Annotated in this window: 25 protein-coding genes; 24 read left to right on the forward strand and 1 reads right to left on the reverse strand. The window is 68.5% G+C overall.

Features of this window, described 5'->3' with window-relative positions; genetic code table 11:
- Positions 1 to 66: 66 nt before the first annotated feature.
- Positions 67 to 3,576 carry a DNA-directed RNA polymerase subunit beta gene (gene rpoB, locus AC0GKK_RS19450; protein ID WP_179761812.1) on the forward strand — a complete coding sequence of 1,170 codons (3,510 nt, stop codon included), beginning with the start codon at positions 67 to 69 and terminating at the stop codon, positions 3,574 to 3,576.
- Positions 3,577 to 3,623: 47 nt separating this feature from the next.
- A complete protein-coding gene (locus AC0GKK_RS19455) occupies positions 3,624 to 7,535 on the forward strand; it encodes a DNA-directed RNA polymerase subunit beta' (protein ID WP_179761813.1) in 3,912 nt (1,303 codons plus the stop codon).
- Positions 7,536 to 7,674: 139 nt separating this feature from the next.
- Here the strand turns inward: AC0GKK_RS19455 and AC0GKK_RS19460 are convergent, their stop codons facing one another.
- Complete coding sequence (locus AC0GKK_RS19460) at positions 7,675 to 8,571, reverse strand: alpha/beta hydrolase (RefSeq protein WP_489882260.1); 897 nt, start codon at positions 8,569 to 8,571, stop codon at positions 7,675 to 7,677.
- A 641-nt stretch (positions 8,572 to 9,212) separates the two neighbouring features.
- On the opposite strand from AC0GKK_RS19460, the gene rpsL reads away from it, so the two are divergent.
- From rpsL to rplR, 22 genes are all read left to right on the forward strand, one after another.
- Positions 9,213 to 9,587, forward strand: coding sequence for a 30S ribosomal protein S12 (rpsL, locus tag AC0GKK_RS19465; protein WP_020622943.1), 375 nt, complete (start codon positions 9,213 to 9,215; stop codon positions 9,585 to 9,587).
- A complete protein-coding gene (gene rpsG / locus AC0GKK_RS19470; RefSeq protein ID WP_020622942.1) occupies positions 9,587 to 10,057 on the forward strand; it encodes a 30S ribosomal protein S7 in 471 nt (156 codons plus the stop codon). The genes rpsL and rpsG overlap by 1 nt, the downstream gene beginning before the upstream one ends.
- A gap of 101 nt (positions 10,058 to 10,158) precedes the next feature.
- Positions 10,159 to 12,207, forward strand: a complete 2,049-nt coding sequence (gene fusA, locus AC0GKK_RS19475; protein WP_244327203.1) for an elongation factor G — start codon at positions 10,159 to 10,161, stop codon at positions 12,205 to 12,207.
- A gap of 146 nt (positions 12,208 to 12,353) precedes the next feature.
- Entirely contained in the window at positions 12,354 to 13,547 is a 1,194-nt protein-coding gene (gene tuf, locus AC0GKK_RS19480) for an elongation factor Tu (RefSeq protein WP_073576471.1), read from the forward strand.
- Positions 13,548 to 14,035: 488 nt separating this feature from the next.
- On the forward strand, positions 14,036 to 14,341 hold the full coding sequence (gene rpsJ / locus AC0GKK_RS19485; protein ID WP_003938093.1) for a 30S ribosomal protein S10: 306 nt from the start codon (positions 14,036 to 14,038) through the stop codon (positions 14,339 to 14,341).
- A gap of 16 nt (positions 14,342 to 14,357) precedes the next feature.
- Entirely contained in the window at positions 14,358 to 15,044 is a 687-nt protein-coding gene (gene rplC, locus AC0GKK_RS19490; protein ID WP_051050086.1) for a 50S ribosomal protein L3, read from the forward strand.
- Positions 15,041 to 15,715 (forward strand): 50S ribosomal protein L4, encoded by a 675-nt coding sequence (gene rplD, locus AC0GKK_RS19495; RefSeq protein ID WP_073576470.1) that lies wholly within the window; start codon positions 15,041 to 15,043, stop codon positions 15,713 to 15,715. The genes rplC and rplD overlap by 4 nt, the downstream gene beginning before the upstream one ends.
- The gene (gene rplW, locus AC0GKK_RS19500) at positions 15,712 to 16,011 is read left to right on the forward strand and encodes a 50S ribosomal protein L23 (protein ID WP_062397845.1); all 300 of its coding nucleotides are present in this window, start codon (positions 15,712 to 15,714) and stop codon (positions 16,009 to 16,011) included. Before rplD ends, rplW begins: the two co-directional genes overlap by 4 nt.
- Before the next feature lie 16 nt (positions 16,012 to 16,027).
- Positions 16,028 to 16,861, forward strand: a complete 834-nt coding sequence (rplB, locus tag AC0GKK_RS19505) for a 50S ribosomal protein L2 (RefSeq protein WP_073576468.1) — start codon at positions 16,028 to 16,030, stop codon at positions 16,859 to 16,861.
- Between the two features lie 15 nt (positions 16,862 to 16,876).
- Complete coding sequence (gene rpsS / locus AC0GKK_RS19510; protein ID WP_062397841.1) at positions 16,877 to 17,158, forward strand: 30S ribosomal protein S19; 282 nt, start codon at positions 16,877 to 16,879, stop codon at positions 17,156 to 17,158.
- 37 nt (positions 17,159 to 17,195) lie between these two features.
- Positions 17,196 to 17,615 carry a 50S ribosomal protein L22 gene (rplV, locus tag AC0GKK_RS19515; RefSeq protein ID WP_062397838.1) on the forward strand — a complete coding sequence of 140 codons (420 nt, stop codon included), beginning with the start codon at positions 17,196 to 17,198 and terminating at the stop codon, positions 17,613 to 17,615.
- Positions 17,615 to 18,460: a 30S ribosomal protein S3 gene (rpsC, locus tag AC0GKK_RS19520; protein ID WP_253066732.1), complete on the forward strand. Its 846-nt coding sequence runs from the start codon at positions 17,615 to 17,617 to the stop codon at positions 18,458 to 18,460. The genes rplV and rpsC overlap by 1 nt, the downstream gene beginning before the upstream one ends.
- A gap of 3 nt (positions 18,461 to 18,463) precedes the next feature.
- Positions 18,464 to 18,883 carry a 50S ribosomal protein L16 gene (gene rplP / locus AC0GKK_RS19525; protein ID WP_020622932.1) on the forward strand — a complete coding sequence of 140 codons (420 nt, stop codon included), beginning with the start codon at positions 18,464 to 18,466 and terminating at the stop codon, positions 18,881 to 18,883.
- Positions 18,883 to 19,128, forward strand: coding sequence for a 50S ribosomal protein L29 (gene rpmC / locus AC0GKK_RS19530; protein ID WP_020622931.1), 246 nt, complete (start codon positions 18,883 to 18,885; stop codon positions 19,126 to 19,128). The genes rplP and rpmC overlap by 1 nt, the downstream gene beginning before the upstream one ends.
- Positions 19,129 to 19,196: 68 nt before the next feature.
- Entirely contained in the window at positions 19,197 to 19,400 is a 204-nt protein-coding gene (gene rpsQ / locus AC0GKK_RS19535; RefSeq protein WP_233147801.1) for a 30S ribosomal protein S17, read from the forward strand.
- Positions 19,401 to 19,408: 8 nt separating this feature from the next.
- Entirely contained in the window at positions 19,409 to 19,777 is a 369-nt protein-coding gene (gene rplN / locus AC0GKK_RS19540) for a 50S ribosomal protein L14 (protein WP_010228481.1), read from the forward strand.
- 13 nt (positions 19,778 to 19,790) lie between these two features.
- Positions 19,791 to 20,117 carry a 50S ribosomal protein L24 gene (rplX, locus tag AC0GKK_RS19545; protein WP_062403788.1) on the forward strand — a complete coding sequence of 109 codons (327 nt, stop codon included), beginning with the start codon at positions 19,791 to 19,793 and terminating at the stop codon, positions 20,115 to 20,117.
- A gap of 1 nt (position 20,118) precedes the next feature.
- Positions 20,119 to 20,682: a 50S ribosomal protein L5 gene (gene rplE, locus AC0GKK_RS19550; protein ID WP_062397831.1), complete on the forward strand. Its 564-nt coding sequence runs from the start codon at positions 20,119 to 20,121 to the stop codon at positions 20,680 to 20,682.
- A 4-nt stretch (positions 20,683 to 20,686) separates the two neighbouring features.
- Complete coding sequence (locus tag AC0GKK_RS19555; protein WP_020622927.1) at positions 20,687 to 20,872, forward strand: type Z 30S ribosomal protein S14; 186 nt, start codon at positions 20,687 to 20,689, stop codon at positions 20,870 to 20,872.
- 121 nt (positions 20,873 to 20,993) lie between these two features.
- Entirely contained in the window at positions 20,994 to 21,392 is a 399-nt protein-coding gene (gene rpsH, locus AC0GKK_RS19560; protein WP_062397829.1) for a 30S ribosomal protein S8, read from the forward strand.
- A 17-nt stretch (positions 21,393 to 21,409) separates the two neighbouring features.
- Positions 21,410 to 21,949, forward strand: a complete 540-nt coding sequence (rplF, locus tag AC0GKK_RS19565) for a 50S ribosomal protein L6 (RefSeq protein ID WP_062397827.1) — start codon at positions 21,410 to 21,412, stop codon at positions 21,947 to 21,949.
- Entirely contained in the window at positions 21,949 to 22,362 is a 414-nt protein-coding gene (gene rplR / locus AC0GKK_RS19570; RefSeq protein WP_280118285.1) for a 50S ribosomal protein L18, read from the forward strand. The genes rplF and rplR overlap by 1 nt, the downstream gene beginning before the upstream one ends.
- The last annotated feature ends 5 nt before the right edge of the window (positions 22,363 to 22,367 follow it).

A 22,367-nucleotide genomic window follows, 5' to 3' on the forward strand; every position in this document is an offset into this window, starting at 1 on the left:
GGGAGACGGTAGCGCCCGCCACCGGCGCACGCCAGACGAGAAGCGCAGTTCTCGGAAGGACGCATCTTGGCTGTCTCCCGCGCCGCCGCGACCACCTCGACCCTCTCCGCTTCGGCGAACCCGAACTACCCCGGCGCACCCACCCGGGTCACCTTCGCGAAGATCGCCCAGCCGTTGGAGGTCCCCGACCTTCTCGACCTGCAGATCCAGTCGTACGAGTGGCTGGTCGGCAGCGAGGCCTGGTTCCAGCGCCGGATCGAGGCCGGTGACGATCTCCCGGTGAGCGGTCTGGAGGAGATCCTCACCGAGATCTCGCCGATCGAGGACTTCTCGGGCTCGATGTCGCTGTCCTTCTCCGACCCCCGCTTCGACGAGGTCAAGGCCTCCGTCGAGGAGTGCCGGGACAAGGACATGACCTACGGTGCCCCGCTGTTCGTGACGGCGGAGTTCACGAACAACACCACCGGTGAGATCAAGTCCCAGACGGTCTTCATGGGCGAGTTCCCCGTGATGACCGACAAGGGCACTTTCATCATCAACGGCACCGAGCGCGTCGTCGTGTCGCAGCTCGTCCGTTCGCCGGGTGTCTACTTCGACCACGCGATCGACAAGACGACCGAGAAGGACGTCTACTCGGTCAAGATCATCCCGAGCCGGGGTGCGTGGCTGGAGTTCGACGTCGACAAGCGCGACACCGTCGGTGTCCGCATCGACCGCAAGCGCCGTCAGCCGGTCACCGTGCTGCTGAAGGCCCTGGGGTGGACCGCCGAGCAGATCGGTGAGCGTTTCGGGTTCTCCGAGACGATCATGACGACGCTCGAGAAGGACAACACCGCAGGCCAGGACGAGGCGCTGCTCGACATCTACCGCAAGCTGCGCCCCGGCGAGCCGCCGACGCGCGAGTCGGCCCAGGCGCTCCTGGAGAACCTGTTCTTCAAGGACAAGCGCTACGACATGGCCAAGGTCGGTCGCTACAAGGCCAACAAGAAGCTCGGCCTCGACATCGACAACTCGGTCGGCACGCTGACCGAGGAGGACGTCGCCACCACCATCGAGTACCTCGTCCGGCTGCACGCCGGCGAGACCACGATGGCCGTGGGCTCCGGTGACTCCGCGCGGGAGATCCCGGTCGAGACCGACGACATCGACCACTTCGGCAACCGGCGCCTGCGCACCGTCGGCGAGCTGATCCAGAACCAGGTCCGGGTCGGTCTGTCCCGCACCGAGCGGGTCGTCCGCGAGCGGATGACCACCCAGGACGTCGAGGCCATCACGCCGCAGACCCTGATCAACACCCGGCCGATCACGGCCGCGATCCGGGAGTTCTTCGGCACCTCGCAGCTGTCGCAGTTCATGGACCAGCACAACCCGCTGGCCGGACTGACCCACAAGCGCCGCCTGTCGGCGCTCGGCCCGGGTGGTCTGTCCCGTGAGCGTGCCGGCATGGAGGTCCGCGACGTCCACCCGTCGCACTACGGCCGCATGTGCCCGATCGAGACCCCGGAGGGTCCGAACATCGGTCTGATCGGCTCGCTGGCCTCGTTCGCGCGGGTCAACCCGTTCGGCTTCATCGAGACGCCGTACCGCAAGGTCGTCGACGGCGTCGTCACCTCGCAGATCGACTACCTGACCGCCGACGAGGAGGACCGCTTCGTCGTCGCCCAGGCGAACGCCCGCCTCAACGAGGACGGCTCGTTCGCCGAGGAGCGCGTCCTGGTCCGCCGCAAGGGCGGCGAGGTCGACCTGATCTCGCCCTCGGGCGTGGAGTACATCGACGTCTCGCCGCGCCAGATGGTGTCGGTCGCGACGGCGATGATCCCGTTCCTCGAGCACGACGACGCGAACCGCGCGCTGATGGGCGCGAACATGCAGCGCCAGTCGGTGCCGCTGCTGCGCTCGGAATCGCCGCTGGTCGGTACCGGTATGGAGCTGCGTGCCGCCGTCGACGCCGGTGACGTCGTCACCGCCGAGTCCGCCGGTGTCGTCGAGGAGCTGTGCGCCGACTACATCACCGTCATGGACGACGAGGGGCAGCGTCAGACCTACCGTCTGAACAAGTTCCGCCGCTCGAACCAGGGCACCTGCAACAACCAGAAGCCCATCGTCGACGAGGGGCAGCGGGTCGAGGTGGGCCAGGTGCTCGCCGACGGTCCCTGCACCGAGAACGGCGAGATGGCGCTGGGCAAGAACCTGCTCGTGGCGATCATGCCGTGGGAGGGCCACAACTACGAGGACGCGATCATCCTGTCGCAGCGCCTCGTGCAGGACGACGTGCTCACCTCGATCCACATCGAGGAGCACGAGATCGACGCGCGCGACACGAAGCTGGGCGCCGAGGAGATCACCCGGGACATCCCGAACGTCTCCGAGGACGTGCTGGCCGACCTCGACGAGCGCGGCATCATCCGGATCGGCGCCGAGGTCCAGCCCGGCGACATCCTGGTCGGCAAGGTCACGCCCAAGGGCGAGACCGAGCTGACCCCGGAGGAGCGCCTGCTCCGCGCGATCTTCGGTGAGAAGGCGCGCGAGGTCCGCGACACCTCGCTGAAGGTCCCGCACGGCGAGAACGGCAAGGTCATCGGCATCCGGGTCTTCTCCCGCGACGACGACGACGAGCTGGCCCCGGGCGTCAACGAGCTGGTCCGCGTCTACGTGGCCCAGAAGCGCAAGATCTCCGACGGCGACAAGCTCGCCGGCCGGCACGGCAACAAGGGCGTCATCGGCAAGATCCTCCCGCAGGAGGACATGCCGTTCCTCCCGGACGGCACGCCGGTCGACATCATCCTGAACACCCACGGTGTGCCGCGTCGTATGAACATCGGCCAGATCCTGGAGACCCACCTCGGGTGGATCGCCAAGTCCGGCTGGGAGATCGAGGGCACGCCCGAGTGGGCGGCGCAGATGCCCGAGGAGCTCTACTCGGTGCCCGCCGACACGAACACCGCGACGCCGGTGTTCGACGGTGCGCGCGAGCACGAGATCACGGGTCTGCTGGGCTCGACCCGTCCCAACCGGGACGGTGAGCGGATGGTCGGTCCGGACGGCAAGGCGCAGCTGCTCGACGGCCGCTCCGGTGAGCCGTACCCGTTCCCGGTCGCGGTCGGCTACATGTACATCCTGAAGCTGGCCCACCTGGTGGACGACAAGATCCACGCCCGGTCGACGGGCCCCTACTCGATGATCACCCAGCAGCCGCTGGGCGGTAAGGCACAGTTCGGTGGCCAGCGCTTCGGTGAGATGGAGTGCTGGGCGATGCAGGCGTACGGCGCCGCCTACACCCTGCAGGAGCTGCTGACGATCAAGTCCGACGACGTCGTGGGCCGCGTGAAGGTCTACGAGGCGATCGTCAAGGGCGAGAACATCCCGGAGCCGGGGATCCCCGAGTCGTTCAAGGTGCTCCTCAAGGAGCTGCAGTCGCTCTGCCTGAACGTCGAGGTGCTCTCCAGCGACGGTGCGGCGATCGAGATGCGGGACGCCGACGACGAGGACCTCGAGCGTGCCGCGGCGAACCTGGGCATCAACCTGTCCAGCCGCCCGGGCTCGGAGTCGATGACCGTCGACGACGTCGTCAACTGACCCCCGTCCGACCAGCCGCCCTTTAAACGAAGAAACAGAGGACATACGTGCTCGACGTCAACTTCTTCGACGAACTGCGCATCGGCCTGGCCACCGCCGAGGGCATCCGCCAGTGGTCGCACGGTGAGGTCAAGAAGCCCGAGACCATCAACTACCGCACCCTGAAGCCGGAGAAGGACGGGCTCTTCTGCGAGAAGATCTTCGGTCCGACCCGGGACTGGGAGTGCTACTGCGGCAAGTACAAGCGCGTCCGCTTCAAGGGCATCATCTGCGAGCGCTGCGGCGTGGAGGTCACGCGCGCCAAGGTGCGTCGTGAGCGGATGGGCCACATCGAGCTGGCCGCCCCGGTCACGCACATCTGGTACTTCAAGGGCGTCCCGAGCCGGCTGGGCTACCTGCTCGACCTGGCCCCCAAGGACCTCGAGAAGATCATCTACTTCGCGGCGTACGTGATCACCTCGGTGAACACCGAACTGCGGCACAACGACATGTCCACGCTCGAGAACGAGATGAGCGTGGAGCGCCGTCGGGTCGAGCAGACCCGCGACGCCGACCTCGAGGCCCGCGCCCAGAAGCTCGAGGCCGACATCGCCGAGCTCGAGGCCGAGGGTGCCAAGGGCGACGTCCGCCGCAAGGTCAAGGACGGCGGCGAGCGCGAGATGCGTCAGCTGCGCGACCGTGCCCAGCGCGAGCTGGACCGGCTCGACGAGATCTGGACGACGTTCACCAAGCTCGACGTCCAGCAGCTCATCGCGGACGAGTCCATCTACCGCGAGCTCTACGACCGCTACGGCGACTACTTCACCGGTGCCATGGGTGCCGAGGCGATCCAGAAGCTGCTGGAGAACTTCGACATCCCGGCCGAGGCCGAGAAGCTGCGCGAGATCATCCGGTCCGGCAAGGGCCAGAAGAAGCTGCGTGCGCTCAAGCGCCTGAAGGTCGTCGCGGCGTTCCAGACCACCGGCAACTCGCCGATGGGCATGGTGCTCGACTGCGTGCCGGTCATCCCGCCGGACCTGCGCCCGATGGTGCAGCTCGACGGTGGCCGCTTCGCGACCTCGGACCTGAACGACCTGTACCGCCGGGTCATCAACCGGAACAACCGCCTCAAGCGACTGATCGACCTCGGCGCGCCCGAGATCATCGTCAACAACGAGAAGCGGATGCTCCAGGAGTCCGTCGACGCGCTGTTCGACAACGGCCGTCGTGGCCGGCCGGTGACCGGTCCGGGCAACCGCCCGCTCAAGTCGCTGTCCGACCTGCTGAAGGGCAAGCAGGGCCGGTTCCGGCAGAACCTGCTCGGCAAGCGCGTCGACTACTCGGGCCGTTCGGTCATCGTCGTCGGCCCGCAGCTGAAGCTGCACCAGTGCGGTCTGCCCAAGCAGATGGCGCTGGAGCTGTTCAAGCCGTTCGTGATGAAGCGCCTGGTGGACCTCAACCACGCGCAGAACATCAAGTCCGCCAAGCGGATGGTCGAGCGCGGCCGCTCGCAGGTGTGGGACGTGCTCGAGGAGGTCATCTCCGAGCACCCCGTGCTGCTGAACCGTGCGCCCACGCTGCACCGTCTCGGCATCCAGGCCTTCGAGCCGCAGCTGGTGGAGGGCAAGGCCATCCAGCTGCACCCGCTGGTCTGCGAGGCGTTCAACGCGGACTTCGACGGTGACCAGATGGCGGTGCACCTGCCGCTGTCGGCCGAGGCGCAGTCCGAGGCCCGCGTGCTGATGCTGTCGTCGAACAACATCCTGTCCCCGGCGTCGGGTCGCCCGCTGGCGATGCCGCGTCTGGACATGGTCACGGGTCTGTACCACCTGACCCGTCTCCGCGAGGACGCCCACGGCGCCGGGAACCACTACGGCTCCGCGGCCGAGGCGATCATGGCCTACGACCGCAAGGTCCTCCACCTGCAGGCGCCGATCAAGATCCGGCTCCCGCAGGTCACCCCGACCCCGGGCACGGACGCCGAGACCGTGACCGAGGACGGCGTCTGGACCGCGGAGACCACGCTCGGGCGGGTGCTGTTCAACGAGCTCCTGCCGGCGGACTACCCGTTCGTCAACGAGCCGCTGCCGAAGAAGCGCCAGGCCACGATCGTTAACGAGCTGGCCGAGCGCTACTCGATGACCGAGGTCGCGCAGGTCCTGGACCGGCTGAAGGACGCGGGCTTCTACTGGGCCACGCGCTCCGGCGTCACGATCTCGATCGCGGACGTGCTGGTCCCGCCGGCCAAGGCGGGCATCCTCGAGGAGTACGAGGCGAAGGCCGACCAGATCAACAAGCGCTACCAGCGTGGTGCCCTGTCGCACCAGGAGCGCAACGACGAGATGGTCAAGATCTGGAGCCGGGCGACCGAGGAGGTCGCCAAGGCGATGGAGCAGAACTTCCCCGAGGACAACCCGATCCCGACGATCGTGCAGTCCGGGGCCGCGGGCAACATGACCCAGATCCGCCAGCTGGCGGGTATGAAGGGTCTGGTCGCGAACCCCAAGGGCGAGTTCATCCCGCGTCCGATCAAGGCCTCGTACCGTGAGGGCCTGTCGGTGCTGGAGTACTTCATCTCCACGCACGGCACCCGTAAGGGTCTGGCGGACACCGCGCTGCGGACCGCGGACTCCGGGTACCTGACCCGTCGTCTGGTCGACGTGTCGCAGGACGTCATCGTCCGCGAGGTCGACTGCGGCACCGAGCGCGCCATCCCGATGGCGGTCACCGAGGAGACGAGCGACGGTCGGTTCATCCCGCACCGTTACCTGCGCACCTCGGTGTACGCCCGGACCTCCGGCGAGGAGATCACCGCGGCGGACGGCACCGTGCTGGTCCGCAAGGGCGACGACCTCGGCGACGCCGTGCTCGACGCGCTCGTCGCGGCCGGCGTCAAGACGGTCCGGGTCCGCTCCGCGCTGACCTGTGCCTCGGCCACCGGTATCTGCGGCATGTGCTACGGCCGCTCGATGGCCACCGGCAAGCTGGTGGACGTCGGCGAGGCCGTCGGCATCGTCGCCGCACAGTCCATCGGTGAGCCCGGTACCCAGCTGACGATGCGTACGTTCAAGCAGGGTGGCGTCGCGGGTGACGACATCACGACCGGTCTGCCGCGTGTCACCGAGCTGTTCGAGGCCCGGGTCCCGCGCGGCAAGGCGCCGATCGCCGACGTCGACGGCCGCATCCGCATCGAGGACGGCGACCGGTTCTGGAAGATCACGCTGATCCCGGACGACGGCGGCGAGGAGATCGTCTACGAGAAGCTGTCCAAGCGGCAGTGGCTCGGGATGACCACCGTCGACGGCACCGAGCGTCCGCTCGCGGACGGCGACCACGTGACGGTCGGCCAGCTGCTCCTCGAGGGCATGGCGGACCCGCACGAGGTGCTGCGTGTCATGGGCCCGCGTGAGGTGCAGCTGCACCTCGTGCGTGAGGTGCAGAAGGTGTACCGCACGCAGAGCGTGGACATCCACGACAAGCACATCGAGGTCATCGTCCGGCAGATGCTGCGCCGGGTCACGATCATCGACTCGGGTGCGACCGAGTTCCTGCCCGGTGCACTGGCCGAGCGGGGCGAGTTCGAGTCCGAGAACCGCCGGGTCGTCGCCGAGGGTCTGGAGCCGGCCTCCGGCCGTCCGGTCCTGATGGGGATCACCAAGGCCTCGCTGGCGACGGAGTCGTGGCTGTCCGCGGCCTCGTTCCAGGAGACCACCCGCATCCTCACCGATGCCGCGATCAACGGGAAGCGCGACAAGCTCGTCGGGCTCAAGGAGAACGTGATCATCGGTAAGCTGATCCCGGCCGGTACCGGCATCAACCGGTACCGCAACATCCAGGTCCAGCCGACCGAGGAGGCCCGCGCGGCCGCCTACGCGCTGCCGAGCTACGACGACGGCTACTACAGCCCGGACGTCTTCGGCACGGGCACCGGTGCCGCGGTGCCGCTGGACGACTACGACTTCGGTCGCGACTACCGCTGAGGTAGCCGTCCGGTCCGGACCCACGACGGTGGGTCCGGACCGTGACCGGACAGGTCCCGGACGGGGCCGGACACCGCGCTCCCGTGGCGGTGCCCGGCCCCGTTCGTGCGTTCCGGGTCCGCCCCGCGGGGAGCGGGCCTCAGCGCAGGCAGTCCGCCCGCAGGGCCAGGCCCAGGGTGCGCAGCGAGGCGTCGGCCTCCGCCAGCAGCCCGGCCAGCGTCGGGAAGGCGTGCCACATGCCGGGCGCGCGCTCGTAGGTGACCGGTGTCCCGGCCGCGCGGGCGCGCTCGACGAGGGTGTCGGCGTCGTCGACGAGGATCTCGTCGGCACCGGCGACGACGTGCAGCGGCGGCAGCCCGGCCAGGTCCGCGTCGAGAGGCAGGAGCTCGGGGGCGCCGGTGTGCGGGCCCGCGTAGTCGGTGACGGCGTCGGGCAGCCACGACGGGTCCAGCATCGCGTCGGAGGCGACGTTGCGGGTGAGCGCGTCCGCGGTGCAGGACAGGTCCAGCCAGGGCGAGATCAGTCCGATCGAGCCCGGGAGATCCTCGCCGGTCGCACGCAGTCGCAGCAGCAGCGACATGGTCAGCCCGCCGCCCGCGGAGTCGCCGGCCACCGCGATGTGCCGGGCCGGGATCCCCGCGGCCCGCAGGGCGGCCCAGGCGGCGTACGCGTCGTCGAGGGCGGCCGGGAACGGGTGCTCCGGGGCGAGCCGGTAGTGCGGAGCGAGGACCGCGCCGCCGGTGGCGTGCGCGAGCCCGGCGAGCAGCGGCCGGTGCGACGCCGAGGACCCCACGAGGTACCCGCCGCCGTGCAGGTAGAGCACCCGGTGCGGGGCCAGCGGCCCGGGCGGTGCGACGACCGCGGTGGGCACGCCGCCCAGCGTCCCGAGGTCACGGCGGGTGCCGCGGGGGAGCGGGAGCGAGGCGCCGACGAGGTCGAGTCCACGCCGTCTCAGGGCGACGGGTAGTGTCGGGGCGAGCAAGGGCGCGATGAGTGCGCGCGTGGCGAGGCGGTTGACGGCCGTCGGCAGGTGCATACCGGACCGTAACCGTCCCTCCGTCGCCACCGTCCACAGGGTGATCCACACCGTGATCGACACGGCGGGATCGTGCTGTGGCGCAGTCGTCGCCCACACCGATCCGACCGCGACGAGCGGCCGTCGATCTGCGACGAGCGGGTGAGTCCGCTTGCCAGTGACGGCGTCGTACGGCATCGTCGGGTCATCACAGGTCTCCTCCGGGGCGTCGTCCCGGGGGATCCGAGGACCATCGAAGCCCCCGATGGTCCCGAAGGCAGGTCCGAGGCGAACGCCCGGAACGGACCCGCTTTGACCGTGTCGAAGAGGGCCGGGTATTCTCATGTCCTGTGCTCGGCTCCGGTCGGGCAGGTCCGCGTGTCCCGTGGTGTGCACCGATCCGTTGGTTCCGACCCTCAGATCTGTGGTTGCGCCCCGGAGCAGGGCACGCCGGACGTCCCGACAGCCTCCGCGGGGCCCTTCCGGCCCCGAGCGTGCCCGGGACGACACGCCCGACCTCGGGGTCCGGCGCGACGGTGGCGGAGTCCGGCGAGAGCCGGCAGCCACGTCGGCGCCCGGAGCCCGGGACACCGAACGAAGATCACCAGTGTCACGGCGAGCGAGACAGTCGAGCCACGTCGACGGGAAGAAGTAGACGGTTCATGCCCACGATCCAGCAGCTGGTCCGCAAGGGCCGCGAGGACAAGGTCTCCAAGACCAAGACCGCCGCGCTGAAGGGAAGCCCCCAGCGCCGCGGGGTCTGCACCCGCGTGTACACCACCACGCCCAAGAAGCCGAACTCGGCGCTGCGCAAGGTCGCCCGTGTGCGCCTGTCCAGCGGCATCGAGGTCACCGCGTACATCCCCGGTGAGGGCCACAACCTGCAGGAGCACAGCATCGTGCTCGTGCGCGGTGGTCGTGTGAAGGACCTCCCCGGCGTGCGCTACAAGGTCATCCGTGGGTCGCTGGACACCCAGGGCGTGAAGAACCGCAAGCAGTCCCGCAGCCGCTACGGCGCGAAGAAGGAGAAGAGCTGATGCCCCGCAAGGGCCCCGCCCCGAAGCGTCCGCTGGTCTCGGACCCGGTCTACGGCTCGCCGCTGGTCACCCAGCTGGTGAACAAGGTCCTCAAGGACGGGAAGCGGTCGCTCGCCGAGCGCATCGTCTACGCCGCCCTCGAGGGCACCCGTGACAAGACCGGCACCGACCCGGTCGTCACGCTGAAGCGCGCTCTCGACAACGTGAAGCCGGCCCTCGAGGTCCGCAGCCGCCGCGTCGGTGGCGCGACCTACCAGGTCCCCGTCGAGGTCCGTGCCGTCCGGCAGACCACCCTGGGGCTGCGTTGGCTGGTCACCTACTCCGGCCAGCGCCGTGAGAAGACCATGGTCGAGCGCCTCATGAACGAGCTGCTCGACGCCAGCAACGGCCTCGGCGCCAGCGTCAAGCGGCGCGAGGACATGCACAAGATGGCGGAGTCGAACCGCGCCTTCGCCCACTACCGCTGGTGACCGGCCGACCGTCGGGCGCCAACTCGCGATCCAGGGAGAGCTGAGCAGTGGCAGCACAGGACGTGCTGACGGACCTCACCAAGGTCCGCAACATCGGCATCATGGCCCACATCGACGCCGGTAAGACGACCACGACCGAGCGGATCCTGTACTACACGGGGATCAACTACAAGCTCGGCGAGGTGCACGACGGCGCCGCCACCATGGACTGGATGGAGGAGGAGCAGAAGCGCGGCATCACGATCACGTCGGCCGCGACGACCTGCTTCTGGAAGAACCACCAGATCAACATCATCGACACCCCCGGGCACGTCGACTTCACCGTCGAGGTGGAGCGGTCCCTGCGGGTTCTCGACGGCGCGGTCGCGGTCTTCGACGGCAAGGAGGGGGTCGAGCCGCAGTCCGAGCAGGTCTGGCGGCAGGCCACCAAGTACGACGTCCCCCGCATCTGCTTCGTCAACAAGATGGACAAGCTGGGCGCGGACTTCTACTTCACCGTTCAGACGATCAAGGACCGCCTGAACGCGACCCCGCTCCCGCTCCAGATCCCGATCGGCTCCGAGAACGACTTCATCGGTGTCGTCGACCTGGTCGAGATGCGCGCGCTCACCTGGCGCGGCGAAGTGGCCAAGGGCGAGGACTACACCGTCGAGGAGATCCCGGCGGACCTCCAGGCCAAGGCCGAGGAGTACCGCACGGCGCTCGTCGAGGCCGTCGCCGAGACCGACGACGAGCTCATGGAGCTCTACCTCGGTGGCGAGGACCTGACGACCGAGCAGATCAAGACCGGTGTCCGCGCGCTGGTGACCAACCGCGCCGCCTACCCGGTCCTCTGCGGCTCGGCCTTCAAGAACAAGGGCGTCCAGCCGATGCTGGACGCGGTGATCGACTACCTGCCGTCGCCGTACGACGTGCCGCCGGTCGAGGGTTTCCTCACCGACGGCGAGACGCCGGCGAGCCGCAAGCCGTCGAAGGACGAGCCGTTCTCGGCCCTCGCCTTCAAGATCGCCGCGCACCCGTTCTTCGGCAAGCTGACCTACATCCGGGTGTACTCGGGTCAGGTCGCCGCCGGCGCCCAGGTCATCAACTCGACCAAGGACCGGAAGGAGCGCATCGGGAAGCTCTTCCAGATGCACTCCAACAAGGAGAACCCGGTCGACGAGGCCGTGGCCGGCCACATCTACGCGGTCATCGGCCTGAAGGACACGACCACCGGGGACACGCTCTGCGACCCGCAGAACCCGATCGTCCTCGAGTCGATGACCTTCCCGGACCCGGTCATCCAGGTCGCCGTCGAGCCCAAGTCGAAGGCGGACCAGGAGAAGCTCTCGCTGGCGATCCAGAAGCTGGCGGAGGAGGACCCGACGTTCCAGGTCTCCCTGGACGACGAGACCGGCCAGACCATCATCGCCGGTATGGGCGAGCTGCACCTCGAGGTGCTGGTCAACCGGATGAAGTCCGACTACAAGGTCGAGGCCAACATCGGTAAGCCGCAGGTTGCCTACCGGGAGACCATCAAGAAGGCCGTCGAGAAGTTCGAGTACACGCACAAGAAGCAGACCGGTGGCTCGGGCCAGTTCGCCCGCGTCATCATCAAGCTCGAGCCGCTCACCAGCGGTGACGGTGCGCTGTACGAGTTCGAGAACAAGGTCACCGGTGGCCGTGTCCCGCGGGAGTACATCCCGTCGGTCGACGCCGGTGCCCAGGACGCCATGCAGTACGGCATCCAGGCCGGCTACCCCGTCGTCGGTGTGAAGCTCACGCTGCTGGACGGTCAGTACCACGAGGTCGACTCCTCGGAGATGGCCTTCAAGGTCGCCGGTTCGATGGCGTTCAAGGAGGCGGCCCGCAAGGCGAGCCCCGCCATCCTCGAGCCGATGATGGCCGTCGAGGTGATGACGCCCGAGGACTACATGGGTGACGTCATCGGCGACCTGAACTCCCGCCGCGGCCAGATCCAGGCCATGGAGGAGCGGGCCGGTGCCCGTGTCGTGAAGGCGACCGTGCCGCTGTCCGAGATGTTCGGCTACGTCGGCGACCTGCGGTCGCGGACCCAGGGCCGGGCGAACTACACGATGGTCTTCGACTCCTACGCCGAGGTTCCGGCGAACGTGGCGAAGGAGATCATCGCGAAGGCCACGGGCGAGTAAGAGCTCCCCGGGGCGGGCCCCAGTGCCCGACCTGCTCGGAGGGTGCGGTCCGCGGATCGGTAAGGTCCGCGGCCCGCACCACCCGACACCCACAGACCTGCCGTCAGCACGGCGGAGTACAGACACGAGTCCAGGAGGACCCAGCAGTGGCGAAGGCGAAGTTCGAGCGGACCAAGCCGCACGTCAACATCGGCACCATCGGTCACATCGACCACGGCAAGACCACGCTGACGGCGGCCATCACCAAGGTTCTGCACGACAAGTACCCGAACCTCAACGAGGCTTCGGCGTTCGACATGATCGACAAGGCGCCGGAAGAGCGCCAGCGCGGTATCACGATCTCCATCGCGCACGTCGAGTACCAGACCGAGAAGCGGCACTACGCGCACGTCGACTGCCCCGGGCACGCCGACTACGTGAAGAACATGATCACCGGTGCCGCCCAGATGGACGGCGCGATCCTGGTGGTCGCCGCGACCGACGGCCCGATGCCCCAGACCCGTGAGCACGTTCTGCTCGCGCGTCAGGTCGGCGTGCCGTACATCGTCGTCGCCCTGAACAAGGCGGACATGGTCGACGACGAGGAGATCATGGAGCTCGTCGAGATGGAGGTCCGCGAGCTCCTGTCGGATCAGGACTACCCGGGCGACGACCTCCCGATCGTGCGCGTCTCGGCGCTGAAGGCGCTCGAGGGCGACGACAAGTGGGCCGAGGCCATCGTCGAGCTCATGGACGCGGTCGACGAGGCCATCCCGGAGCCCGAGCGCGACATCGAGAAGCCGTTCCTCATGCCCGTCGAGGACGTCTTCACGATCACCGGTCGCGGCACGGTCGTCACCGGCCGTATCGAGCGCGGCATCGTCAAGGTCAACGAGACCGTCGACATCGTCGGCATCCGGCCGAACAAGACCTCGACCACCGTCACCGGTGTCGAGATGTTCCGCAAGATCCTCGACGAGGGTCGCGCCGGCGAGAACGTGGGTCTGCTCCTGCGCGGTATCAAGCGTGAGGACGTGGAGCGCGGCCAGGTCGTCGTGAAGCCGGGTTCGATCACCCCGCACACCGAGTTCGAGGGCCAGGTGTACATCCTGGGCAAGGACGAGGGCGGCCGTCACACCCCGTTCTTCAACAACTACCGTCCGCAGTTCTACTTCCGGACGACCGACGTGACCGGCGTCGTGACCCTCCCGCAGGGCACCGAGATGGTCATGCCGGGTGACAACACCACCATGAGCGTTCAGCTGATCCAGCCGATCGCCATGGAGGAGGGCCTGCAGTTCGCCATCCGTGAGGGTGGCCGCACCGTGGGCGCCGGCCAGGTCACCAAGATCAACGCGTGATGTGACGGGGCCGTCCCCCGGGGCGGCCCCGTTACCCACCCCCCCGGTCGAGGGTGCCGCACAGCGGTGTGTCATCCTTGACGGGTTGCACGATGAGCATGGCGCGTGGAAGCGCCGCCTCTGTTCCCGGTCTCCGGTAGTCCAGGGGTCGCGCACCACGCGCCATGCTCGTTGTCAGCCCCGGTTCTGCGGTCCGCCGTGTTACCGGGGAGATTCCGAGCGACATGCCCGCCCCAGATGGGGGTGGGACGCGGTGACCCGGGCACAACCATGCGGGCAGGGCGCGACACGCCCGACCTCGTGGACCGGAGAGCCCCGGCAGGACGAGTGCTCCAGGGAACTGGACGCGCGACTCCGGGCCGACAGAGACCTGAACAGAGCACGGGCCGCAGCCGGCCCGCCGGACATCCGGTGGCAGCACGGCGCGAGTTCTTACGGGGCCGAACCGCGACACCCCCGCGGCAGGAAGAAGAGGACGACCGACGACCATGGCGGGACAGAAGATCCGCATCAGGCTCAAGGCCTATGACCACGAGGCAATCGACGCGTCTGCTCGCAAGATCGTGGAGACCGTGACGCGTACCGGTGCCCGGGTCGTCGGCCCCGTGCCGCTGCCTACCGAGAAGAACGTGTACTGCGTCATCCGCTCGCCGCACAAGTACAAGGACTCGCGCGAGCACTTCGAGATGCGCACGCACAAGCGACTCATCGACATCCTCGACCCGACGCCCAAGACGGTCGACGCGCTCATGCGCATCGACCTGCCGGCGAGCGTCGACGTCAACATTCAGTGACGGCGGGGTGGAGACGATGACTGCTGCATTCAAGAAGACGACTGCCACCAAGCAGACGAAGAAGGTCACCGGCCTCCTGGGCACCAAGCTCGGGATGACCCAGTTGTTCGACGAGAACAACCGCATCGTGCCGGTCACCGTGGTCCAGCTCGGGCCGAACGTCGTGACGCAGGTGCGCTCGCAGGAGACCGACGGCTACACCGCCGTCCAGCTGGCCTACGGGGCCATCGACCCGCGCAAGGTGAACAAGCCGGAGTCCGGCCACTTCGCCAAGGCCGGCGTCACCCCCCGTCGTCACGTCCTGGAGCTCCGCACCTCCGACGCCGCCGAGTACACCACCGGCCAGGAGGTCACCGTCGAGGCGTTCGCCGAGGTGGCCGAGGTCGACGTGGTGGGCGTGACCAAGGGTAAGGGCTTCGCCGGTGTCATGAAGCGCCACGGGTTCAAGGGCCTGGGCGCCTCGCACGGCACGCAGCGCAAGCACCGTTCGCCGGGCTCCATCGGCGGCTGCGCCACCCCGGGCCGCGTGTTCAAGGGTGTGCGGATGGCCGGCCGGATGGGTTCCGACCGCCAGACCACGCAGAACCTGAAGGTCCACCGGGTGGACGCCGAGCGCGGGCTGCTGCTCGTCAAGGGCGCCGTCCCCGGTCCGCGCGGTGGCCTCGTCGTGGTGAAGACCCCCGCGAAGGGTGATGGCAAGTGAGCACCGTGCAGATCAAGACTCCCGAGGGTTCCGCCTCCGGCAGCGTCGAGCTGCCGGACCACGTCTTCGACGTGACGGCGAACATCGCCCTCATGCACCAGGTGGTGACCGCGCAGCTCAACGCCGCGCGTCAGGGCACGCACGACGTGAAGGGTCGCGGCGAGGTCCGCGGCGGTGGCAAGAAGCCGTACCGGCAGAAGGGCACCGGTCGCGCCCGTCAGGGCTCGATCCGCGCGCCGCAGTTCGCCGGTGGTGGCATCGTCCACGGCCCGACGCCCCGCGACTACTCGCAGCGGACCCCGAAGAAGATGAAGGCCGCCGCCCTGCGTGGCGCCCTCTCCGACCGGGCCCGCGCCGGCGCCGTGCACGTCGTGTCCGCCTTCTCCGAGGGCGACGCGCCGTCGACCAAGGCCGCCCGCAAGGCGATCGAGGCCGTCGTGCCCGACGCCCGCCGGGTGCTCGCGGTCGTCGAGCGTTCCGCGGAGAACGCCCTGCTGAGCCTGCGCAACCTGCCGCAGGTCCACCTGATCGCGCCCGACCAGCTGAACACCCACGACGTGCTCGTCAACGACGTCGTGCTGTTCACGCAGGCGGCGCTGGACGAGTTCCTGGCCGGCCCGATCGCGAAGCCGAAGGCTGCCGGCCGCCGCGCTGAGGAGGCCGACAAGTGATCACGGACCCGCGGGACGTGCTGCTCGCGCCGGTCGTCTCGGAGAAGAGCTACGGGCTGCTCGACGAGCGCCAGTACACCTTCGTCGTGGCACCGGACGCGAACAAGACCCAGATCAAGATCGCCGTGGAGAAGGTGTTCGGGGTCAAGGTGACCAGCGTGAACACGCTGAACCGCCCGGGCAAGCGCAAGCGCTCCCGCACCGGCTACGGCAAGCGCAAGGACACCAAGCGCGCGATCGTCACGCTCTCCGAGGAGAGCAAGTCGATCGACGTCTTCGGTGGCCCGGCGAGCTGAGGGAGCGAGCTGACCCATGGCCATTCGTAAGTACAAGCCGACCACCCCGGGCCGTCGTGGCTCGAGCGTGTCGGACTTCGCCGAGATCACCCGGGACACCCCCGAGAAGTCGCTGCTGCGCCCGCTGCACAACAAGGGCGGCCGCAACGCGCACGGGCGGATCACCACCCGTCACCAGGGTGGCGGGCACAAGCGCGCCTACCGTCTGATCGACTTCCGTCGTAACGACAAGGACGGCGTGCCGGCGAAGGTCGCGCACATCGAGTACGACCCGAACCGCACCTCGCGGATCGCACTGCTGCACTACGCCGACGGCGAGAAGCGCTACATCATCGCGCCGGCGAAGCTCAAGCAGGGCGACAAGATCGAGAACGGTCCCCGGGCCGACATCAAGGTGGGTAACAACCTGCCGCTGCGCAACATCCCGACGGGCACCGTGGTGCACGCGATCGAGCTCCGCCCCGGTGGCGGCGCCAAGATCGCGCGCTCGGCCGGTGTCGGCGTCCAGCTGGTCGCCAAGGACGGGCCCTACGCGCAGCTGCGGATGCCCTCCGGCGAGATCCGCTACGTCGACGTGCGCTGCCGCGCCACCGTCGGCGAGGTGGGCAACTCGGAGCACGCCAACATCAACTGGGGTAAGGCCGGCCGTATGCGGTGGAAGGGCAAGCGCCCGACCGTCCGTGGTGTCGTCATGAACCCGGTGGACCACCCGCACGGTGGTGGTGAGGGCAAGACCTCCGGTGGCCGCCACCCGGTGAACCCGGCCGGTACGCCCGAGGGCCGTACCCGCCGCAACAAGCCGTCCGACAAGTTGATCGTCCGCCGGCGTCGTACCGGCAAGAAGCGCTGAGCAGGGAGGTAAGACATGCCGCGCAGCCTGAAGAAGGGCCCCTTCGTGGACGACCACCTGCTCAAGAAGGTGGACGTCCTCAACGAGTCCGGCAAGAAGACCGTCATCCGCACGTGGTCCCGTCGGTCCACGATCATCCCGGACATGATCGGTCACACCATCGCCGTGCACGACGGCCGCAAGCACGTCCCGGTGTTCGTGTCCGACTCGATGGTCGGTCACAAGCTGGGCGAGTTCGCCCCCACCCGGACCTTCCGGGGTCACATCAAGGACGACCGCAAGGCGCGTCGGCGCTAGTAGCCGGCCCGAGTAGCGACTAGGAGAGGTGGAGAAAATGGCAGAGACCACTGCCGAGACCACCGGCGCTGCGCTCGAGCCGACTCGTGCGCGCGCCGTGGCGCGGTTCGTCCGCAGCTCGCCGACGAAGACCCGTCGTGTCGTGGACCTGGTCCGCGGCCTGCCGGTCGACGAGGCGCTGGCGATCCTGCGGTTCTCGCCGCAGGCCGCGGCGGAGCCCGTCGCGAAGGTCGTGGCGAGCGCCGCGGCCAACGCCGAGAACAACCTGGACCTGGACCCGGAGACCCTCGTGGTCGCCGTGGCGATGGTCGACGAGGGCCCGACGTTGAAGCGGATCCGGCCGCGCGCCCAGGGGCGTGCGTACCGCATCCGCAAGCGGACGAGCCACATCACCATCGAGGTCGAGTCGGTTCCGCAGAAGGCCGGCCGTCGTGGTGCGAAGGGGAGGGCCCGCTGATGGGGCAGAAGATCAACCCGCACGGCTTCCGCCTGGGCATCACCACGGACTGGAAGTCGCGCTGGTACGCCGACAAGCAGTACTCCGAGTACGTCAAGGAGGACGTCGAGATCCGCCGCATGCTCTCCAAGGGCATGGAGCGGGCCGGCATCTCCAAGGTCGAGATCGAGCGCACCCGGGACCGCGTGCGGGTGGACATCCACACCGCGCGTCCCGGCATCGTGATCGGCCGTCGTGGCGCGGAGGCCGACCGGATCCGGGGCAACCTCGAGAAGCTGACCAAGAAGCAGGTCCAGCTGAACATCCTCGAGGTCAAGAGCTCCGAGTCCGATGCGCAGCTCGTCGCCCAGGGCGTCGCCGAGCAGCTGTCGAACCGGGTCGCCTTCCGGCGTGCGATGCGCAAGGCCATCCAGTCGGCCATGCGCAGCCCGCAGGTCAAGGGCATCCGGGTCCAGTGCTCGGGCCGCCTCGGCGGTGCCGAGATGTCGCGGTCGGAGTTCTACCGCGAGGGTCGGGTCCCGCTGCACACGCTGCGTGCGGACATCGACTACGGCCTGTTCGAGGCCCGGACCTCCTTCGGCCGCATCGGCGTGAAGGTCTGGATCTACAAGGGCGACGTCGTCGGTGGCCGCCGCGAGGGCGTCCCGGCCGCTGCCGAGGCCCCGGGCCGTGGCCCGCGCCGTGAGCGTCCGGCCCGGCGCCGTTCCGGTGCCTCGGGCACCACTGCGACCAGCACCGAGGCCGGGCGTGCCGCGCAGAGCGCGGGCCAGGCCGGCGGCGCCGCGACGGCGACCGCCGAGGCTCCGGCCTCCGGTGAGAACCAGAGCAACGGTGGGGAGAGCTGACCGATGCTGATCCCACGCAAGGTCAAGCACCGCAAGCAGCACCGTCCCAAGCGCAAGGGCATGGCCAGCGGTGGTACCGCGGTCACCTTCGGCGACTGGGGCATCCAGGCGCTGGAGCCGGCCTACGTGTCGAACCGGCAGATCGAGTCGGCGCGTATCGCGATCAACCGGCACATCCGTCGTGGCGGGAAGATCTGGATCAACGTCTTCCCGGACATCCCGATGACCAAGAAGCCGGCCGAGGTCCGCATGGGTTCCGGTAAGGGTTCGCCCGAGAAGTGGGTCACGAACGTCAAGCCGGGCCGGGTGCTCTTCGAGATGAGCTTCCCGAACCGCGAGGTGGCGCACGAGGCCCTGACCCGTGCGATCCACAAGCTGCCCATGAAGTGCCGGATCGTGTCCCGTGAGGGTGGTGACATCTGATGGCGAGCAGTGGCAACACCAAGGCCGCCGAGCTGCGCGAGCTCTCCGACGAGGAGCTGGTCGTGCGTGTCCGGGAGGCCAAGGAGGAGCTGTTCAACCTCCGCTTCCAGATGGCCACCGGGCAGCTGGACAACAACCGGCGGCTGCGGGCCGTCCGTCACGACATCGCGCGGTGCTACACCGTGATGCGCGAGCGTGAGCTCGGCCTTTCCGCCGCACCGACCGAGAGCGAGGGCGCGGCGTGAGCGACGAGCAGAAGAACGACGAGCGCGGGGAGCGCAAGGTCCGCGAGGGCCTGGTCGTGTCCGACAAGATGGAGAAGACGATCGTCGTCTCCCTCGAGGACCGGGTGAAGCACCCCCTGTACGGCAAGGTCATCCGCCGGACCAGCAAGGTCAAGGCGCACGACGAGGGGAACACCGCCGGTATCGGCGACCGTGTCCGCCTCATGGAGACCCGTCCGCTGTCGGCGACCAAGCGCTGGCGGCTGGTGGAGATCCTCGAGAAGGCCAAGTAGGAGTCGAAGTGATCCAGCAGGAGTCGCGGCTGCGCGTCGCCGACAACACCGGTGCCAAGGAGATCCTGTGCATCCGGGTGCTGGGCGGCTCCGCGCGGCGCTACGCCGGGATCGGCGACGTCATCGTCGCCACGGTCAAGGAGGCCATCCCCGGCGCCGGCGTGAAGCGTGGTGACGTCGTCAAGGCGGTCATCGTGCGCACCAAGAAGGAGAAGCGCCGTCCCGACGGCAGCTACATCCGTTTCGACGAGAACGCCGCCGTGCTGATCAAGGCGGACAACGGACCTCGGGGGACCCGTATCTTCGGCCCGGTCGGGCGCGAGCTGCGCGACCGCAAGTTCATGAGGATCATCTCCCTGGCCCCGGAGGTGCTCTGACATGAAGGCGAAGATGAAGGTCAAGAAGGGCGACACCGTTCTGGTGATCGCCGGCAAGGACAAGGGTGCACGGGGCAAGGTCATCGCGGCCTACCCGGAGCGCCAGCGCGTGCTGGTCGAGGGCGTGAACCGGATCAAGAAGCACACCCGGATCAGCCAGAACCAGCGCGGGGCCGAGAGCGGCGGGATCGTCACCCAGGAGGCCGCCATCCACGTCTCGAACGTGATGGTGTGCGACTCCGACGGCAAGCCGACCCGTATCGGCAAGAAGGCCGTCGAGGGCGAGGACGGCACCACCCGCCGCGTCCGGATCTCCAGGCGCAACGGGAAGGAGATCTGAGATGACCACGGCTGAGAAGACCGTGCCGAGGCTCAAGCAGCGGTACCGCGACGAGATGCTCGACAAGCTCCGCGAGGAGTTCGGCTACACCAACGTCATGCAGATCCCCGGCCTGACCAAGGTCGTGGTGAACATGGGTGTCGGTGACGCCGCCCGCGACTCGAAGCTGATCGACGGTGCGCTGCGGGACCTGGCCACCATCACCGGCCAGAAGCCGCAGCTGCGTCGCGCCACCAAGTCCATCGCGCAGTTCAAGCTGCGCGAGGGCATGCCGATCGGTGCGAAGGTGACCCTCCGCAACGACCGGATGTGGGAGTTCCTCGACCGTCTCCTGACCATCGCGCTGCCCCGTATCCGCGACTTCCGTGGCCTCGAGGGCAACCAGTTCGACGGGCGTGGCAACTACACGTTCGGCCTGAACGAGCAGTCGATGTTCCACGAGATCGACCCGGACTCCATCGACCGGCCGCGGGGCATGGACATCACGGTCGTGACCACCGCGACCACGAACGCCGAGGGCCGGGCGCTGCTGCGCCACCTGGGCTTCCCGTTCAAGGAGAGCTGAGCGAATGGCGAAGAAGGCGCTCATCAACAAGGCGAACGCGAAGCCGAAGTTCGCCGTGCGGGGTTACACCCGCTGCAACAAGTGCGGCCGGCCGCGTGCCGTGTTCCGCAAGTTCGGCCTCTGCCGCGTGTGCCTGCGAGACATGGCGCACGCCGGCGAGCTGCCGGGTGTGAGCAAGTCCAGCTGGTGATCCGACCGCCCCGCGTCCGCGGGGCAGCGGATCCGATCGCCGCAGGCCCGCACCGGTGCGGTGCCCCGCACAGGGGCACCGCGCCGGTACGAGGAACCACGGCGGGAAAGAGACAGACACCATGACGATGACCGATCCGATCGCAGACATGTTGACCCGTCTGCGGAACGCGAACTCGGCCTACCACGACCGCGTCGTGATGCCCCACTCGAAGCTGAAGGTCGCCATTGCGGAGATCCTTCAGAAGGAGGGCTACATCGCGGCACACCACACCGAGGACGCCGAGGTCGGCAAGTCCCTGGTCGTCGAGCTGAAGTACGGCCGCAACCGTGAGCGCAGCGTCGCCGGTCTGCGCCGGGTGTCGAAGCCCGGTCTGCGTGTGTACGCGAAGTCGACGAACCTGCCGCGGGTCCTGGGTGGCCTCGGCATCGCGATCATCTCGACCTCTCAGGGTCTGATGACCGACCAGCAGGCCTACCGGAGCGGCGTGGGCGGGGAAGTCCTCGCCTACGTCTGGTGAGAGAGGGGTAACGAACGATGTCACGCATCGGAAAGCTGCCCATCACCGTCCCGTCCGGCGTGGAGATCACCATCGACGGCCGCACGGTCACCGCGAAGGGCCCCAAGGGCACCCTGTCGCACACCGCCGTCGAGCCGATCACGATCGAGCGCGATGACGACGGCACGGTGCTGGTGAAGCGGCCGAACGAGGAGCGCGAGACCCGGGCCTACCACGGCCTGACCCGCTCCCTCGTCAACAACATCGTGGTCGGCGTCAGCGCCGGCTACGAGAAGAAGCTGGAGATCCACGGCGTGGGTTACCGCGTGCAGCTGAAGGGGCAGAACCTCGAGTTCGCCCTGGGCTACTCGCACCCGGTCGTCATCGAGCCGGCGGAGGGCATCACCTTCGCGGTCGAGTCGCCGACCCGGTTCTCGGTCTCCGGCATCGACAAGCAGCTGGTCGGCGAGACCGCTGCCAACATCCGGAAGCTGCGCCGCCCCGACCCGTACAAGGGCAAGGGTGTGCGGTACGCCGGCGAGCAGGTCCGCCGCAAGGTCGGAAAGACGGGTAAGTGATGGCCGAGACGAACGAGACGGTGTCGGGTTCCGCCCGCCGCCGGATGGCGTCCCAGGTGGCGCGCAAGCGCCGCGACTCGCGCATCCGCCGGCACGCCCGGCTCCGGAAGAAGATCTCCGGGACGCCGGTGCGTCCGCGGCTGGCGGTCAACCGCTCCTCGCGGCACATCACCGTCCAGCTGATCGACGACCTGGCGGGCCACACGCTGGCCTTCGCGTCCTCGCTGGACGCCGAGGTGCGTGGCGTCGAGGGCGACAAGAAGGCCAAGGCGGCCAAGGTCGGCGAGCTCATCGCCGCCCGGGCCAAGGAGGCGGGCATCTCCACGGTCGTGTTCGACCGCGGCGGGCTGGCCTACCACGGGCGCATCGCGGCCCTGGCCGACGCCGCCCGCGAGGGAGGCCTGGAGTTCTGATGAAC

The sequence above is a fragment of the Pseudonocardia sp. P-1 genome, from assembly GCF_058111925.1.